This window comes from Chitinophaga tropicalis (assembly GCF_009758205.1).
Lineage (GTDB): Bacteria > Bacteroidota > Bacteroidia > Chitinophagales > Chitinophagaceae > Chitinophaga > Chitinophaga tropicalis.
This window is the reverse complement of the sequence record NZ_WRXN01000008.1, coordinates 293,216-311,669: the sequence shown is the minus strand read 5'-3', so window position 1 is coordinate 311,669 and position 18,454 is coordinate 293,216. Positions and strand designations below refer to the sequence as shown.

Sequence of the window (18,454 nt, the reverse complement as noted above, 5' to 3'; positions counted from 1 at the left end):
ATCCTGGTCAGGCCGCCCTGCAGCGGCCTGATCGAAACTATTAAGGATGTACGCCTGTATTTGGATTAATGATGCTGTTGCCGCCTGACCATTTATTGGCCTGCCTGTCATACCAGTACCATCCCGATTTTTTGTCTGCACCACCTGCATTGGGCAGCAGGCTGAATATGAGGCCAAAAAGCAAAGTCAACGGACCATACAGCAGGTTCTGATCTTCATGCCCTTCTTCATGCTCGGCAGTATGGAGGTGGGCAACGGATTTATAAATGGACGATGCCGCTTCATGGTGCGCATAATAATCCTGTATACCTTTTGCCGCTGGAGGAGCTTCATGTGGGGCGCCCTGGAAGAATACGAACGGCCCGAGGGTCACGGCAGCTCCAAGCCCGCCGGCATTAAGTATCCCTCCATAGTTGCCGATAATGTCATCTTCGTTGTTAGGACCGCCTATTGAAATGCTGGCATATTCCCACCGCTTGCCTGGATCAGCAATGGCATTATGAATGGCCACTACCAGGTTGCCGATAGTGAAATTGAAAATGCTGAAAAGAAGACCGGCTGCCGTTGCCAGAGATCCCCAGGTAAGATGCCCCACTATCTCCAAAAAATCTTCCAGGAAACCATCATCACCCGCAAACCAGTTCCAGAACTCCGCTGCCTTCTGCTTTGTCCATTCCCATACGGCGCTGGCAGTTTCCTTTATCCAGTTCCAGGCCGCGCTGGCAGCACTTTTTATCCATTCCCACGCCGCGCTGGCCGCTCCTTTAATACCCTCCCAGATAGTGCTGGCCGCACCCTTTATCCATTCCCACGCTGAACTTGCCGCACCCTTTATCCAGTTCCATACCGTAGTGGCAGCGCCCTTTATCCAGTCCCATAACTTGCCCAGGGCTTCACCTATCCATCTGCCAAACCCTTTAAGCCCGTTAAGTATGCTTTCACCTATTGAGCCGCCTGCATCTGACCCTCCGGGAGCAGGACCATCCCCGCTGCCGGAACCTCCACCTCCGCTCCCGGGTCCTTCCCCTCCCTTACCTCCGGTAAGGGCGCCCACGGCTGCCTCTGCCATTTCTTCTTTCTCTTTCTTCTCTTTTGTTTTCTTTTCATTGGTCTCTATAGGCACCGAATCAGCACAGGAGGTACCGCTGGTATCAGCATACATCAGCGGATTGTTTTTCGCATAACGGTATACGTTCAGTCCATCGCCTATACCTATAGGGTCGGCACTGAGCCATCTGCCCAGCCAGGGCAGGTAATGCCGGGCGTTATGGTACTGGAAGCCGCTTTCTTCGTCCCTTTCCATACCTGTATAACGGTACCGCTTATATGCAGCTTTAATATCTTTGTCAACAGCCTGGTAAGAGGTAGTGCCAAACGGATGGTATTCTTCATAGCTGATCACACGGGCATCCTGGTCTGTCTCAATACAGGCAGACCCCTGGTGATTGTCAAACTGGTAACGCACCAGTTGCGCAGGAGCATCGTCATTACCGGAAACACGTGTTTCTATCAAAGCAATACGGCGTGTATCGTCCAGTATATGCAGGGTATTACGTTGCAGCGTAACATTGTTGGCATTGTCGTATTCCTCGAACAGCTCCACCGCGCCCAGGTAGATACGTTGTGATTTCTTCAGCGGAGTAACACCTTCTCCCGCCTGCCTTTCCGTGATCTTCCTGGTACGTTTGCCACTACCATCGTATACATACCAGGTAGTTTCCGGTGTACCCGCGTTGACAGATTGACGGGATACTGCCTGCAACTGGTCCTTGAAAGTCCATTCCATTACCGTAAGGTGCGGCATAGCAGTAATGTAACCATGTGCCGGATGATGAGTATATGCGAATGTAGAGGCGCCAACAGTAGTAGACAACAAACGGTTGCTGGTTGCATCCGGTGTATAATCCCTTGTCCAGTCGCCACCTGTCGCCGTATGCTTCATCTGCTTCAGGTTGCCTGCCGCATCATAATGATATTCCTGTGTGTAGTTACGCCATCCCAGTGCATTTCCCTGGCTGTACTCCTGGAGGAAAGGATGGTCATTGTAATTGTCTGCCGGATCAAAAGCAGCCGCTGCAGCATGTTCCCTGCCGGCAACACCTGTAAGCCGGTATACAGCATCATACCTGCAACGGGAAACACCCTCTGTTTTCTGGTTATTGAAGAAAACAACAGGAATGTTTTTATCAGCAATATGAGTGATGTTGCCCAGAGGATCGTAAGTATAATAGTTGTCCTGCAGCGGATCATTATTATTACGCTTCGTTTCCAGCCGGTTAAGCCGGAAGGTCAGCTTATCATACACATAACGGGTATTCACATCATTTCCGTACACAATCCTCTTACGCTGGCCTTTCTCATTATACTCTATGTTTTTTACAAAGAAAGCATCATTCACCCGTATCTCTTTCAGCAGGCTCATTTCATTATACCCCGGTTCCAGTATGCTGCCATCAGGAAAACTATGACGGGTAATACGGGCAATCGCATCGTAGGTGGCTGTTGTAGAATAGGTGGCTAATTCCAGCAAGGTATCCGGGTTGGGAACAGACCAGTTCACCAGCTGTTTATAATCAATAGTAAGACGACGGTGATAAAGTACAAGATTGCCTTTTGCATCATAGTCGGCCGCTTCCATCTTCCCGGCAGAATCATAGCTGATATGCACCTTACCGCGCAGGTTATGTTGTTTATTGTTGGGGGCCGTTTCCCCATAACTGTTTTTACTGAATACATTATCCAGCGGCAGCAGACCATCTCCACCGGTAACACGGGATTCCAGCGGACGTTGCAACACATCGTACGTGAACAGGAAAATATGGTTACGGCCATCCCATGTCTTAACAGGCTTGCCCGCTACATTGTTGAACGCCCAGCGCTCCCCCGCATCCATACTTTGCTGGTAACCGGCCTGTCCCAGCATATTGTACCGGTAACTCATAACCGGGTTATTGCGCGGATCTCTGATAGACAGGATATTGCCTTCAATGTCCATAGAAGTGAATGTGCCGTAAAACTCCGGAACACCTTCCACAATATTATGCTCCACTCCATAAATATCTCTGTTCAGCGGGTCCAGATGCATGGTAAATGGCGTATCATCATGTACGACTGTCTGCAGAGCCGCCTCTTTCTCCCGTACAGGGTCTTTACCTGCGGCTATCAGCTCTGCATCTATTTCATTGTTGATCCGCTTATGATACCAGTTGCTGAGTGTAACGTTATCATTCACATCATATACCACCCGTTTCCAGGGAGTGAAGACCGTCCGCGTGAAAGTCTCTTCCGGCATTACCGTGCGCACTATCCTTCCCAGCGGATCATGATAGATAATAGGCGATACGCCTGTTTCCACCAGCTCCGGCTGGTTCTCATAAAATGGCGTAACAGAGAAGTAAGGCTCATACTGTCTTACAGCTTTCCCTTTATTATTGAGCACAATACGGCCATTACCTACCCACCTGAGACGCTGGGGTACCTGTGTCGAAGTATCCACCTGGCTCACCGTATAAGTATTATCATTATTGATGGTCACCCTGGAGGCAATACCGGGCGCTGCCTGCATTTTGGCCATGACCGGCTGTCCCGTGCCACCGGTATATTCAAAAGCCATGAAGAGTTCCAATGGATTATCCGGGGATACATCTGCATGATGCACTGACCGGGTAATAGTAGATACAGATACCGGGGCGCCGTTCGTACGGTACTTTTCATAGTCGTACACATAACGGATAGTAGCATGTTCCAGCAGGCTGCCAGCGGCCGTCATAAGCGAAACAGAATCTTCTGTATTGAAGAATGCCGCTATGGCTGTCCTTTCAGCAGGAGAAGTGATCTCCTGCAAACCGGAAAGATCATCTGCAACGTTTAGTTCTGCAGCTCCATCCCCGTCCAGGTCTTTACCCAGGAAGGCCACCGCTTTTAACATACCCAGTTCATCGTAGAGGGATTGTGTGATATTATCATTATTGTCCCTCACTATGGCAGGTTGCAACGTGCGGAAATTGAAAGCATCTACCTTATTTACATTCTGCAGGGCATCTTCAGTAGAGGTGATCAGGAGGAAATAATCCTTGTAATAAGTAACGGTCGTATCAGCACCTGTGGGATCTGTATACTTCATAGGGGCATAAAAACGTGCCTTTGCATCTGCAATGGTCTCCCCGGCAAGTACATTATGAATGATACCCGAAGGTATCCACCAGCCGGTATGGCCCGGGCGTTGCACATACTTCCCCGCAGTCATCAGGGCAGGCGCTTCTGCACCACTGATCTTGCCTGCAAAGACATGCAGCAGGAGAGAAGGTGTAAATGCCAGCTGGTATTGCTGGTATCTGAGCCCTGCAGCTCCCTGCTGACCAACCGGCAACTCCGCCGTCAGCCCATCATTGAGATAGGTAGTACATTGCTCCTCAATGATCCGCCTGGAAGGAGGAAGGCCGGCTGCCTGCTCATACGGTATCTCTGTAGTAGCGGCGCCCAGTACGTTGTTGAAATCAGACAAACGGTATATCGTGCCCGTTTTAGGTATGTTGGTCAGCTCATAACTGCGGACTGTAGCAGGTAACCGCAACCGGTAAATTTCCGGTGTAATAATATCGTTGGTAAAAGTATACTGGTTGTAGCTGATGAATGTTTTATGCTGCGCAGCTATGACCTGCGCTGGTAACGTAGCATCATCATCCTGCCGGGGGTAGACTACTGATGCTTTTTCAAGCACCAGCCCAAAATCATCTATAACCGTGTTAAGTGTATGCGAAATACGGGGATCGGCAGGATTTCTTTCATACTGTATGGTAAGCGCCTCACTCTCCGTTATGCTGAATACCGCATACCTGTTACCTGCCTTTGGCTGCAGCAGCTTGATATGGCAATTGTGCGTGGCAGTATAGAACGGGGTAAGCTCCTTCTTTATTTCATCATCGCTGGGGTTCAGCAGGGGCTTGTCCAGCGAGAACACTTCCTGCCGCAGCATCATACCCTTGCATATACGCAAAGCCTCCCGCTGCTCTTCTGTGCTGAGCTGCATTACCTGGGGAGCTATATTGCCGGCTATGCTGACAAGTGCATCCGGCAATGATGGCTCTGTAGTAGTAACAGGAAATCCCTTTTTCTCCAGCACATTATACCAGTATTCTTCCTCGTACTGTGAAAGTATCTTTCCCCGGTTCAGGAATACCCCTGTATGATACCAGGTTTTTGTGAGCACAGGCTGCTGGAACAATGTTTCAGACTGCTCAAGCTGAGTGCCTGCATTGTTCTTTTGCCATATACTGTAGATATCCGAATCTATCTGCTCAACCATGCCAAAGCCACGGAATTCCCGTTCTGCATGATCATAATATCCGTGATGATAGTGATATTCTGCACTGAACTTCGAATTGCTGATCTTATCTTCCAGTAACGTTTTGTGTACTACCTGCACAGGGAAAGGCAGTTTGGTGATCCAGGGAACGCCTTCCAGTTTATCTTTCAGGTAAAACCAGGTAGAACTTTTATAGGTGATGGATGTCTCCTTGCCCAGGTTATTCTTATACCCGGTCATCAGGTGCGGCTTCCTGCTGTCCATCAGGTCAATATAACGCATAGGCGCCTGGCTGTCTGCCGGCAGGTCTGAAGACCATACAATACAGGCTGTACCCGTGCCCAGCAGGTCTATAACGGCCAGTTGCCCCGTTTTACTGATCCGGAAGAATGGATCAATTTCCTGTGCATCACTCCAGGCATTGCCGCTCAGGTTCAGGAAAGCCCGGAAACTGTTCCTGCCCAGGTAGATAATATCACTGACACCGGTACCGCTGATATCCGCCAGTTGTATGAACGTAGAATTGAAGGCATCCGGATGGTCAAATACAGGGGCGTTGCTCATGGTCACCTTCGCCCCGAAATTTCCATAGCCTGTATTGGGCCAGTAACATATTTCCCCGTTGCGTACCCTGACAATATCCGTCAGGCCATCGCCCGTCATATCAGACAGGAATATACACTGCTGCGGATCAGAGAACACAATAGCCGCTCCCTGTTCCTCATCAAACGGTTTGGCCGCGCTCCTGCGGGCATCATATCCTTTAGTGCCTTTGGAAGGAAACCAGGTGAAAACATTGTCTTCACTCATCACAATATCCGGCAGGCCATCCCCATCCACATCAAAGAGACGGATATTGGGGTCTTTGGGCCTTATATTGGCCCTTTGTTCAAACGAACGGAATCTTGTCCACCCTTCTTCGTCAGACAGCGGAAAATAGCCCTGTAATCCCTCAGAACTGACAACCACCTGTTTGCTGCCATCCCCGTCCAGGTCCTGTATGGTGAGTGTACCAGCCTGTATGCCCAGGAAAGATGGCTTGGGTATAACAGGACGGGCATGGGAGAACTTTACATCATGGTCTTCATCAATATCGCCATAATTACTTTTATAGAACCACCCGCTGCCCTGTTCCGAGAGAATGCCGGAAATACCTTCATTGTACAGGTCTACCCACTGGTACGCGCTGCTGATGCCTGCGGGCATATGCAGCGTGCTTTCAGGAGATACATTATGGATGCTTTTGTTCCAGTGCAGTTCCTGGTACTGAAATTCCAGGGGAGGGAATGATTGCTTTGAATAGGTGTTATCAGGCCGGCGAATGTAACCTGACTGAATGACTGCGCTGAGATAGGTCACTTCATGCAGCCCGCTGTTATTGATGGAAGAGCCTTTATAGGTAAGGTCCAGTGAGCGGATAAGACAGGGATCGTCACCCAGTTCTTCAAAATAATGGAAGATGAGGATACGGTGGCAAAGCCGGTAAGTACGGATCTCAAAACCTGCCCGGTGATGTGAAAATGGATCGCTCCGGCAGGGCCATGTAGTATCTGTTGCCGGCCGGGGAATATCTGTATCATGCTCTCCGTAATCAAACACGGCTTCAAAGAAATAACGTTCATCTGCCGGCGGTTGCGGATCATATACGTCAGCAGGACTCATATAGTAAGGTGTCCTGTTGGCATATTGAACACGTTTCAGGTAAAGGTTGGAGAACGGAGGGGTAACAGGTGAGAGACGGTTCCGCTCATGTGCGGACGCCGGGACATTGTCCCTGTTCTCTGCCGCATATTCATACCGTATCCAGTTGCCCATGCAGTCAAAGCTGAACTCCGGCAACCATTTGAATATGCTGTCGGTCTGGTCCGGATGTGTCAGCCGGCTACCATCACTACGCCCAAAGATGGTAGTAACGTTCTCGCGGGTGGTTACTTTCCAGTAAACGCCCTTAATGGGGTGAGATATTTGTTCTATACGCGAAAAGCTGCCCTCCGTCCGCGGACGGTATGCTTTAATCGTATAATCACCAACCGTCGTGACTTTCGGCTCCCATTTGTCATCTGTATACTCCAATACAGGCACAAGATCTTCCATGCCGGAAAAGAGGTAGATATCATCATCCGTATATAAAGGCAGCTGGTTATCTGTCCTCCGTTGTATGGCAGGTACGTCACAGCTCCATCCCAGGCCGAATGCGCTGTTCCCCACGCCTGAATTATATGACAGTGCAAGCGTGGGAATGAACCCGTTCCTGGCAGGAGAGAGTGGGAGAGGAATGCTGAAAGAGGCCGTACCATTGGCGCCATTCACTTCAAATTTTTCATCAATAGATTTTAGTGCCCCGCCTCCTTTTGGAAGGTTTACCTGTGGAATCTGCAGCTGTATGCTTTCAGAAACGCCCGATTGTTGCGGTTTTTCTAAAGCGGTATTTACAGGTTCATTATTGGTATGCTGAGACGATGGGACAGACGTATTCCTTCTGTTTATGTCCTCAAACATAAAAGACATGGTGTTTTTGGGGTAATTAATAAAGTCTCGCTAGTAATATTGGGGTGTAACTCGTTCTTTTTTGGCTAGTTACCTGTCAGTGCTAATAAAATTACGATGTGTTGTTTAATCTGCCAAATATATATCTTCCTGGTAATACAGCAGCTTAACCTTTTAACAGGCTGTAGGCCAAACGCTCCGCTCAAAAAAATGGATTTTGCCTTTTGATGCAAAATCCATTTTTTTGAGCGGTTTTCCCGTTGCCTTCTTCCTATATCCTCGTAGGCAGCTTAAACGCTTTCCATCTTCCGTCAATTCTTGTAAGATCATTCGGTTGAAACTTTACGCTCTTATCTCCTGCAGTAAAAAACACCGGTTTCATAAAAGTCTCAACAGCATATTTTTCATTCCACAGATAGGTATTCAGGTATTCCTTCCCTGTATAACGGAGTTTACCTGTCAGGCCGTTGGCTGCCCAGTAACGATGGGTGTCTTGTAACCGGGAAAACCAGCTCTCCCTGATATATTCGAGGGTATATTTGTTTCTGACAATGTCAGTAATGAAAGTACTGTATTTCAGGTTTGCCTGTATCATAAAATCCAGTGTATGCTTATCCGGGCATACTTTTTTGCAAAAAAGTTCCAGCAATGAATCATTTTCAGCATTCATTGCAAGGGCAAAATCATCAAAAAGAGATTTCAGGTCAGTATATCCCAGATCGTCAGAGGGCTGAAAATTGCCCGCTTCTCCAAGAGTGTCGATAAAGGTTTTCTGTTGCCCTTTATAGGCTGTGGCCTTACCGTTCACATAGACGCCTATATGATCGTATTCCTGGCCTGTAAGTATACGTCCTGCAGCATTTATTACTTTATATTTTCCTGCATTTGATACCTTGTATAAGCCTGCAGAAATACTTTGCAGATCATCGTATTGGAGAGGGATCAGCTCCTTCCCGGAAGAACTGAGCAGCCCATACTTATCTCCGGTTCTGGCTATCAGCGGTTGACTGGCGTCTTTCAGGAAAAGAAATTTGATATAGTCATACCTGAAGGGCACCGCAGGCTTATTTTGAGTAGTCACAACCCCGTATTTACCTGCGTTAACAACTATGACATGTGTATTAGAAACATCCGTGATCTGATCAAATACAGCAGGTAAAGCCAGGGTTTGGCTTGCTATATTCCATAAGCCCTTATGCGAGTGACTATCAGCTATCAGCTGCCAGTCTGTTTCGTTGAGCGATGAATTTCTGAAAGACTTAAAGGAGGTATAGGCAATCGGCAACAAAATCTTTCCCTCCACAGAAATAATGCCTTGTAGTTGCCCTTTCCTGACCACGTAAGCATTCATGTCACTGAAAACAGTATCATAACTGAATGGGACTTTTACCTTACCTGTAGTACTGATAATACCCCATTTACCTCCCCTGGCAGCAGGGAAAAAGGGCTTGCTGTCATACGCAATATTATTGTATACTGTGGGAATTGATATTTTTTTTGTAATGTCTTTAATACCATACAAACCGTTCTTCTTTACTTTGAAAAAGAAGGAAGTGGAGTAAAACGTAGCATATTTTTTTTCGATGTGCTCATATTCATAGGGAATGAGTACTTTCTTTGTGACTGTATTGATCACACCATATTTTTCGCCTTTTTTATCCGTTTGCAGGGCTTCTTCAGAGAGGGCCGGGTCTGGTTCCTCAGGTTGGGCTTCCAGCGTTGTTACAGGTAAATCATTGACTATAAGAGGCTTAGGTTTCTTCTTTTGTGCAGATACTATGTATGGGATAATACAAAGCAGAAGGGCCGATAATAATCTCATAGGTATGCTTTAATGGAACGAAGATAATGATTTTGTCTTTTCTCCAGCTTACCACAGCTCCAAATCGGTCCTCAAAAAATCACTTCGCCTTTCTCCAGCCGGCCGCAGGCCAATCCCCCTTGCAAAAATCGCTTTCACCGAAGGTGAAAGCGATTTTTGCAAGCATATAGTATATTTGTAACCTTTAGTATTCATAAATTATTTTTGATGGCAAGATCACCGATAGAGTATTTATTAAGACCCGTCAACAAATTCATCCACCAGGAATTTACCGGCGGGATAGTTTTATTTGTAAGTGTAGTGGTTGCCATTATCTGGGCTAATTCTGTATGGCACGAATCCTACCACCATCTATGGGAAACTACTTTTGCAGTACACTTCAATAACCGCGGATTGGATAAACCCCTGCATGTCTGGATCAACGACGGACTAATGGCCTTGTTCTTTTTCGTGATAGGGCTGGAGCTGAAAAGAGAGTTTATGGCGGGAGAACTGTCTTCCATGAAAAAAGCCTCACTACCTATGGTAGCTGCGCTGGGAGGAATGCTGATCCCCGGCATCATCTATTTCCTGGTCAACAGGGGGCTGTCTTCAGAAGGAGGATGGGGTATTCCTATGGCTACTGATATTGCATTCTCTCTGGCTTTATTATCTCTTGCAGGTAAACACATCCCGGCATCGGTAAAAGTATTCCTGTCAGCACTGGCCGTAGCAGACGATCTTGGCGCTGTCCTGGTCATTGCTTTCTTCTATACTGCGCATATCGCTTTTATACCTTTAATGGTAGCTGGAACTTTCCTGTTGTTACTGGGACTGGGTAACCTGCTGGGCGTACGCAGTGCCTTTTTTTACCTGTTGCTCGGTATTGTGGTATGGGCTGGTTTCCTGATGTCGGGAGTACATGCTACGATAGCGGGTGTACTGGTGGCATTTACAATACCTGCGCGGCCAAAAATAGATGAAGAAGAGTATATAGAACATGCAAGGAAGTATACGGACGAATTTGAGAATGCAATGCGCCGTGATGGCGCATTGATCAGCATGCAGCAGCTGCATGCCCTGGAAAAGATGAAACAGCTGAGCCTTGACGCAGAAACCCCCTTACAGAAAATAGAATTTGCACTTCACCCCTGGGTGGCATTTATGATCATGCCTTTATTCGCCCTGGCAAATTCCGGGATGGATATTGGCAGTAATTTCTTTTCCTCTCTGCTTAACCCTGTAAGCCTGGGTGTGGCATTGGGTCTTGTTGTTGGAAAGTTTACGGGAGTATTTTTATTTACCTGGATGATGGTGCGTACGCGCGTAGCTCCGCTGCCACAGGGCGCCAGCTGGAAACATATTGCAGGTGTGGCGGCACTGGCGGGAATAGGATTTACTATGTCTCTCTTTATTACCGGGCTGGCTTTTGATGATGCTATGATGACGGAGCAGTCAAAATATGGTATCCTGGTAGCTTCACTGATAGCAGGTACTGTTGGTCTTTTAATCTTAAGAAAAGCCAGGAAGAATCACCTGCGCAGAGCCTGATGAAGATCAGTTTATTTGTTGAACAAGATCATTTATCAGATTTATAAAGCCCGCTACTTTTGTTATGTAAAATAAATAATTGTTAAGGCTGGATCAAGCGCCGGCTGCAGTTTGTGAGTCTGCAGGCCGGCGCATTTTTTTAGGAACATATTTTGCCCCGTTATACAGTACACTTAAAATCTGATACGATGAGAACGTTATTATTTATCGTGATGTCAGGAGCACTATTGCTGCCGTCGCTGAGTTGTAATAATGGCCAGCGGACAGAGGTTAACGGAGATAGTACTGCTGCTGCCCCGGCAACAGATAAGACAGATAAGAGTGAAGATTACAATCAGCAGCTGACCTATAAGCAATATTCTTTTTCAGTCAATTCCAGGGGACAGGGAGCATTACGGCAGCTAACCATCACCGGGCGTGACAGCGCGAGTGATCTCAGCGAAGTGAACACTCCGCTGGAAGGGAATATTTACTACGCTTCCACTGCCGATCTGAATCAGGATGGCAGACCTGAAGTATATTGCTTTACACGCGGAACAGCAGATAGCTCTGGTTACAGTAAAGTATATGCATATGCTTTTGATGGGAAAACCGGGAAACCCATCAATTTTCCGGAACTGACATCTCAGCAGGCCGGTGAATACAGAGGGCACGATTCAATTTATATTGATGAAAAATACCTGGTGCGTAGTTTTTCGACAGATAACAGCTCTGCTGCTGCCAGCCGGAAAACAATAAAATATGTGCTCCGGCCGTCAGCAGATGGCTTTATGTTGGTTCAGGCACAGTAATTACAAGTAACTGGCACAATATTTTGGTAATCATCAGGGTACGTTGCAGCTTCTGCTGTTAAAACCCGAGTATTCTGATGAAGAAATACCTGTTGATACTGTTGATTATAACCCCTGTATGTGTATTTGCACAGAAAAAGACGGATTCTCTGCGTCAGAAATATGATTATGGAGCAGATGAAGACACTGTACCCAGGAAAGACCTGATAGACTTATTGAAGAATGTGGTACATATTAAGTCCGACAGGCTCCCCAAAAAGGGGAAAAGACGGATATATTATTCCCTTGTGCCTGTTCCCACAAATGTTCCAGGTGGTGGTACTGCACTGATCACTTCCACTAATGCCGCCTTTTACCTGGGGCCCAGGAGAACTACCAATCTGTCTAACATCACCTTTTCCCCTTCTTTTTCATTTAGCGGCCGTTTTTCGTTCTCTTTTAAATCGAACGTATGGCTGGAAGGTAACAGGTATAATATGGCGGGAGATATGCGTTTTGCCATCAATCCGCAATATACCTGGGGGCTGGGTAATGGTGTACCTCAGGAGGAGCGTCAGTTGCTGAACAATAACTATTTCAGGTTCTACGAAACAGTTTATCGTAAAGTAAAACCTGGTTTGCTCGCTGGTATTGGTTATCACCTGGACTGGTATTCTGCCATCAGGGTGCCCGGCAACGATTCGCTGGACCTGCCGGAGTTTGTCCGCTACAAATACGGTACGGAACAGGGCACTCACTCTGTATCTTCCGGTATTTCCCTGAACCTGCTGAAAGATAGTCGCCAGAATTCTATTAACCCTCAATCCGGGCATTATTTTAATGCTGTGTTCAGGGTAAACCGGAAATTCCTGGGCAGCTACGAGAACTGGGAATCCCTTTACTTAGATTACAGAAGATATATTCGTTTTGGTGATGGGAATACGCAGAATGTACTTGCCCTATGGGGATATTACTGGACATCATTAAGCTCTAAAACCCCTTACCTGGATCTTCCCAGTATTGGCTGGGATCCTGCTAACCGGAGCGGCAGAGGAATAACACAGAACCGTTTCAGAGGAAGAGGATTGATAGACCTGGAAGCCGAATATCGCAGGGATATTACAAGAAACGGATTATTAGGATTCACCGTATTTGCAAATATGAATACTGTAACTCAACCCGATGAATACAGGTTTACACGGCCTCATCCGGCAGTGGGAGCGGGGTTGAGGATCAAGTTCAATAAAAAATCAGGTACTAACCTGGCGTTTGATTATGGAGTGAGTAAGTATGGGAGCCGGTTTAGTTTGAATCTGGGAGAGGCGTTTTGATTACCAGATACGTACAACATCGCCTTCAATGGCATAATTGAAATGGCTTGTCATTCTCAGTGCTTCCAGCGAGTTTTTTAGCGGCTGATTGCGGTCTATTATGCCTGTAAATCTTTTTTTCGAGAGGTCCGGGTTTTCTATTTTAAGTGTAATATCAAACCAGCGGGGAAGCACCTGCAGTATCTCATTGAGAGAGCTGTTGTTAAACGCATAAATGCCGTTGAGCCAGCTTAGGGTATAATCCTGGTCAAAAGATCGGGCAGTAATACTGTTCTCTGTGATCAGCGCTTCCTGTCCCGGCTGTAATACTATACTGTCCTGCACATGCTGCAGGCTTACTTTTCCCTGTAAGAGGGATACCTTTATATGGGCAGTGTCATAACTGTTAATATTAAACGTAGTGCCTAATACATATACTGTGCTACCAGGCAATTGTACAATGAATGGTTGATTGGCATGCGCAGCTATCTTTAGAAATGCTTCTCCGTTTATCGAAATTTTACGGGTCTTCCCGTTAAAATGAAGAGGGAAGGTCAAACGGGAAGTTGCGTTGAGTGATACTTCTGTGCCATCGTCAAGCGTGACCCTGTAGTCTTTACCCGGTGGAACGGTAAGGGTGGCTTGTCTGTTGTCTAAGGTATTGGCATCTGAATAGGTGAGCGTTTTTTGATTGGTTTGCAGGATAACAGAACCGGTTTTTAAAGTACCTTTTGTGTTTGAGAGATCTATTTCTTTTCCGCCGGGAAGGATAAGCCGGACTGTATTACCGCTTACAGGTAAGGGGATTGTCTGTTGAGGCTTTTTATAAAGCAGAATTATCCCAATAAGCAGTACAGCGGCAATTTCCGGTATTAATGCCCGATTGTGTGGTTTAGGGATGTTCTGTAGTATCTGTTCGGGGTTGTAGTTATTCTGAACTTCAGCCATTACTTCTGGTTTACATAGTTTTGCCCGCTTTTCCTCCCGCATTCTGTAGGCTGTTTCATTGACTGAAATAGCCCAGTGCAGGTAGGCCAGATCATCTTCTGAAATCACTGCTGCAATTTCTTCCGTAATCAGGAAATCTATACGTTCCAGGTCAATCTTAGGGTAATCCATAAACGTGCGAATATAATTGTAGTAGTACTTCCCGTAAACTCATAGCGTTTATTTTGCAGAAAATAAGGACCGTAGTTCTTTCAGTCCCCGGCTGACCTGGTTCCTTGCATTAGCGGGTGTTACATTAAATTCATGTTGTATCTCTTTGTAGCTCCACTGGTCCAGCAATACTTTTTTTACAATAAGCCTGCATGTGCTGGCGGAGATGTGCTCTATACCTTTATATAAACGTGTTCTGAGGTCTTTTAATTCTAACTGTGGATGAACGGACGCTGTGTAGGTACAGGTGCCATGCTCTGCTATACATTTCCGGAAGGAAGTCCGGCTGCGTACAATATTGGAATATTGATAATGGATAGAACGAAGCAGATAGGCTTTTAAAGATAATGAAATATCAATATCCCGTCTGCGTAGCCAGAGAGAGGTAAATACTTCCTGTACCAGGTCCTGCGCTTCTTCGTGTTGATTTAACTTAAAATATGCTTCCAGATGCAACAGGGGTTGGTAGCGCCTGTATATTTCTGCAAATGCAGATTCATCATCCAGTCTGAGCCTGGACAATAGTTCTTTGTCAACATAATTCATAGTTAGTGAGATGGAGTTACTACCCCCTTTTAGCGACCCTAAAATAAATAATGCAAATACAAAATGAGTTAATGTGATGTTAACAGGAGAAAGAAAAAATGTTTGATACATTTTTACAGGTTCTGTTACAACTAACTGCGCTTACATCATCAACCTAGAAATCTTTAGTATGAGTAATTCCAGTTTTTTCAGGTTTATAGTCTGCCTGTTTCTCCTTCACTTTTATATGGGAGCTTATGCTCAGGCTACAGCTCCAAAAGTGTCTCTTCATGTACAGAATGCTACATTAAATGAAATATTCAATCAGCTCCGTAAACAAACAGGATTATGGTTCATGTATTCTAATGAAGAATTGAACCAGAATGAACGCGTTTCGGCCAGTTTCGATGATGCCTTGCTGGATGAGGTCCTGACTTTCCTGGTAGGGAAGAAAGGATATACATGGGTATATAAGGAGAAGACGGTGATCATAAAACGGGAATTTGTTACACCCGTGGTAAGAGATACCATGCTTACCGTGACGGGTAAGATCATTAATGAGAAGGGAGAGCCGGTCCCGGGAGCAACGGTCATGCTAAATGGTTCTAAAAAGGGAGCCTTGAGTAATGCAGAAGGTATATTCACGATTGTTGATGTTCCGGAGAATGCTTATCTGACAATTACCAACATCTCTTTTTTAAAACAGGAGATTGGTGTGAAAGGGCGGACAATGTTGGGAAATATAGTGTTACAGGAACGAGTGGATGAGCTGGATGTAACGGTAGTAAAAGGATATTATAAAACAACTAAACGTCTTAATACAGGTAGTGTAGTAACAATAAAAGGAGAGGATATAGCGAGGCAACCGGTAACAAATCCACTGATAGCTTTACAGGGCAGAGCGCCTAACCTGGTGATAACACCAACATCTGGATTGCCTAATGGAGCAGTGAATGTACAGTTAAGAGGTCAGAATAGTTTGAGCAGAGCGTCTTTAAGATCTGAACCATTGATAATTGTGGACGGGGTACCTTATCAGAATAATCTTAGTGCCGGGAACCTTGGCTCTTTTGGTACTATCGGGGACCGGCTCTCGGCATTAAGCTTTATCAACGTTAATGATATTGAACAAATAGATGTTTTATCAGATGCAGATGCCACTTCTATTTATGGTTCAAGAGGAGGAAACGGAGTTATCCTGATTACAACAAAAAGAGGAAAGGAAGGCGCTACCAGAATTAATATGGCAGTGTCAACTGGTGTGAGTCAGGTTGTTAAAAAGATAGATCTGCTGGATACAAGACAGTACCTGCAGATGAGAAGGGAAGCATATACAAATGATGGACTTGCAATTCCGGATAGGTCTGCAGCGATAAAGAATTTTTCAAATTTTGACCTGACAGTTTGGGATACAGCCAGGTATACTGACTGGCAGGAAAAATTCCTTGGCAGGAGCGCTCCCTCTTACAATGCGAATATATCAGTAACGGGGGGAACTCCTGGTATTCAGTATCTGATCAGCGGGAATTATAGTACCCAGAAATACGTGTATCCCGGGAAGAATAAATATGAATCCGGAGGTGCTACTATGAGTATCAATACAAGTTCCGCAGACAATAAATTCAAAACGTTTATAGGAGGGACTTTCATCTTTAACAATGCCTTGGCACCAGTAACGGACTTTACCCGTCTTGCAGTCAGATTAGCTCCGAATGCGCCAACCCTTTATACAGAAGAAGGTGCTTTAAACTGGGAGCCCAATCCATCTGCCAGTAATAGGGCAGCTACCTGGAATAATCCGTATTCCCAGTTGCTAAGGACTTCCCGATCAGATAATAATAGTGTCAGGGGCAGTGCCGATATAGGATACGAAGTGATAAAGGGACTGATCATTAAAGCAGCTATAGGTTATTCAGAGATTCGCACCAGGAACCAGAATTTGTTTCCTATTGTTTCTTATGATCCGGCAAATTCAAGTGCTACGGGAAGCGCATTGCAGACAAACCTATTGGTCCGTTCTCTTACATTCGATCCGCAACTATCTTATGATAAAAAGATCAGTAAAGGCCGGTTGAATGTTATCACCGGATTTTCCCTGCAAAGACAAAGTTCGTTCTCCGAGACTATAGCCGGTTACGGATACACAAGCGATGCGTTGTTGAAAAGTATGGGAGATGCAGCAACCCGTAATTCGGTGAACGGTAGTTCTCAATACAAGTATGCAGCTGTATTTGGAAGAATAAGTTACAATTGGGAGGGCAAATACTTGCTGAACCTTACAGGTCGGCGTGATGGTAGCAGCCGTTTTGGACCCGGCCATACATTTGGGAATTTCTGGTCAACAGGAGGAGCGTGGATCTTTACAGAGGAAGATAATATAAAACGTGTTTTACCTGTAATGAGTTTTGGTAAATTAAGGTTCAGTTATGGTACATCTGGAAATGATGGGATCGGAGATTACCAGTACCTGGAATTATATGAGGGGATAAATAATATAACTTATCAGAACCTGAGCCTTATCAAATCCGGCGGCGCTGTAAATCCTGATTATCATTGGGAGGAGCTGCGTAAGCTGGAGCTTGCACTGGAGACCGGGTTCTTTAAGGACAGATTATTGATCTCCGCCGCTTATTGGCGTACCAGAGCAGATGATCAGCTGGGAACTTATCGCTTGCCTGCTACTGCTGGTACAACAGAGATAATAATGAATCAGGACGCCAGGATACAGAATATGGGCTGGGATTTTATATTGACTTCAAGAAATATTAATAGTGAAGATCTTTCCTGGTCTACCTCTGCTAACCTGGGACTGCAGGCTAACAAGTTATTATCTATGCCTGCAGGGGGATACAATGGTTATTTTGCCAATCCGTTTATAAGAGTAGGACAGCCATTTACAGGTTTTGCAACGGTATATGAATCGAAAGGCGTTAATGTTGCTAACGGTCTATATCAATTCAGTGACCTTGTTGGAAATGTCAGCACAAGTAGCAATAACTCTTACATTTTTGCAAAGAAAATAGATACCCGTCCTTTAACCCTGGGACTTTCCAATAATATATCCTGGAAGAGATTTTCACTGTCTTTCTTTATACAATTCACACGACAGATGGGGCGTAATTATTTATATGATCCTGCATTCTCAGGATTTAATGTTGGATCATTTAACTCAACCGCCGGGGTAGAATTTGGGAATCTTCCTGTTGAACTGTTAAATCATTGGAGAAAGCCGGGAGATGTGAGTACTATTCAGCGATTGACTTCCGGGCTTACTACTGAAACGTTAAGGTCGATGTTAAATAAGGCTCGCGAAAGTGATCTGGCCTGGGTCGACGCATCTTTCATAAGGCTCAGGAATCTCTCCGTTTCTTATGATATTCCATTTTCCCGGAAGAGAAACGGCCAACTACAGAACATCAGAGTTTATATGATAGGCCAAAATCTGCTTACAATAACAAAATATAAGGGGCTTGATCCGGAAGTGCAAAACGGAAGTGTTTTACCAATGTTGCGCAGTATTACAGGTGGTATTCAACTGGAGCTTTAA

At 45.7% G+C, this 18,454-nt stretch carries 8 protein-coding genes; 4 read left to right on the top strand and 4 right to left on the bottom strand.

Features of this window, described 5'->3' with window-relative positions; genetic code table 11:
* Nucleotides 1–40: 40 nt before the first annotated feature.
* Nucleotides 41–7,804, bottom strand: coding sequence for a SpvB/TcaC N-terminal domain-containing protein (locus tag GO493_RS19115; RefSeq protein WP_198315769.1), 7,764 nt, complete (start codon nt 7,802–7,804; stop codon nt 41–43).
* A gap of 259 nt (nt 7,805–8,063) precedes the next feature.
* Nucleotides 8,064–9,614, bottom strand: coding sequence for a WG repeat-containing protein (locus tag GO493_RS19110; protein ID WP_157307830.1), 1,551 nt, complete (start codon nt 9,612–9,614; stop codon nt 8,064–8,066).
* Nucleotides 9,615–9,821: 207 nt separating this feature from the next.
* On the opposite strand from GO493_RS19110, the gene nhaA reads away from it, so the two are divergent.
* The 3 genes from nhaA (at nt 9,822) to GO493_RS19095 (ending at nt 13,245) form a co-directional block, all read left to right on the top strand.
* A complete protein-coding gene (nhaA, locus tag GO493_RS19105) occupies nt 9,822–11,144 on the top strand; it encodes a Na+/H+ antiporter NhaA (RefSeq protein ID WP_157307829.1) in 1,323 nt (440 codons plus the stop codon).
* 188 nt (nt 11,145–11,332) lie between these two features.
* Nucleotides 11,333–11,935, top strand: a complete 603-nt coding sequence (locus GO493_RS19100; RefSeq protein WP_157307828.1) for a hypothetical protein — start codon at nt 11,333–11,335, stop codon at nt 11,933–11,935.
* Between the two features lie 77 nt (nt 11,936–12,012).
* Nucleotides 12,013–13,245: a BamA/TamA family outer membrane protein gene (locus GO493_RS19095; protein ID WP_157307827.1), complete on the top strand. Its 1,233-nt coding sequence runs from the start codon at nt 12,013–12,015 to the stop codon at nt 13,243–13,245.
* On the opposite strand, the gene GO493_RS19090 is transcribed toward GO493_RS19095, so the two are convergent.
* On the bottom strand, nt 13,246–14,343 hold the full coding sequence (locus GO493_RS19090) for a FecR family protein (protein WP_157307826.1): 1,098 nt from the start codon (nt 14,341–14,343) through the stop codon (nt 13,246–13,248).
* Nucleotides 14,344–14,391: 48 nt separating this feature from the next.
* Nucleotides 14,392–14,928 carry an RNA polymerase sigma factor gene (locus GO493_RS19085; protein ID WP_157307825.1) on the bottom strand — a complete coding sequence of 179 codons (537 nt, stop codon included), beginning with the start codon at nt 14,926–14,928 and terminating at the stop codon, nt 14,392–14,394.
* A 169-nt stretch (nt 14,929–15,097) separates the two neighbouring features.
* Here GO493_RS19085 and GO493_RS19080 point away from each other — a divergent pair, with 169 nt between their 5' ends.
* Nucleotides 15,098–18,454: a SusC/RagA family TonB-linked outer membrane protein gene (locus GO493_RS19080; RefSeq protein WP_157307824.1), complete on the top strand. Its 3,357-nt coding sequence runs from the start codon at nt 15,098–15,100 to the stop codon at nt 18,452–18,454.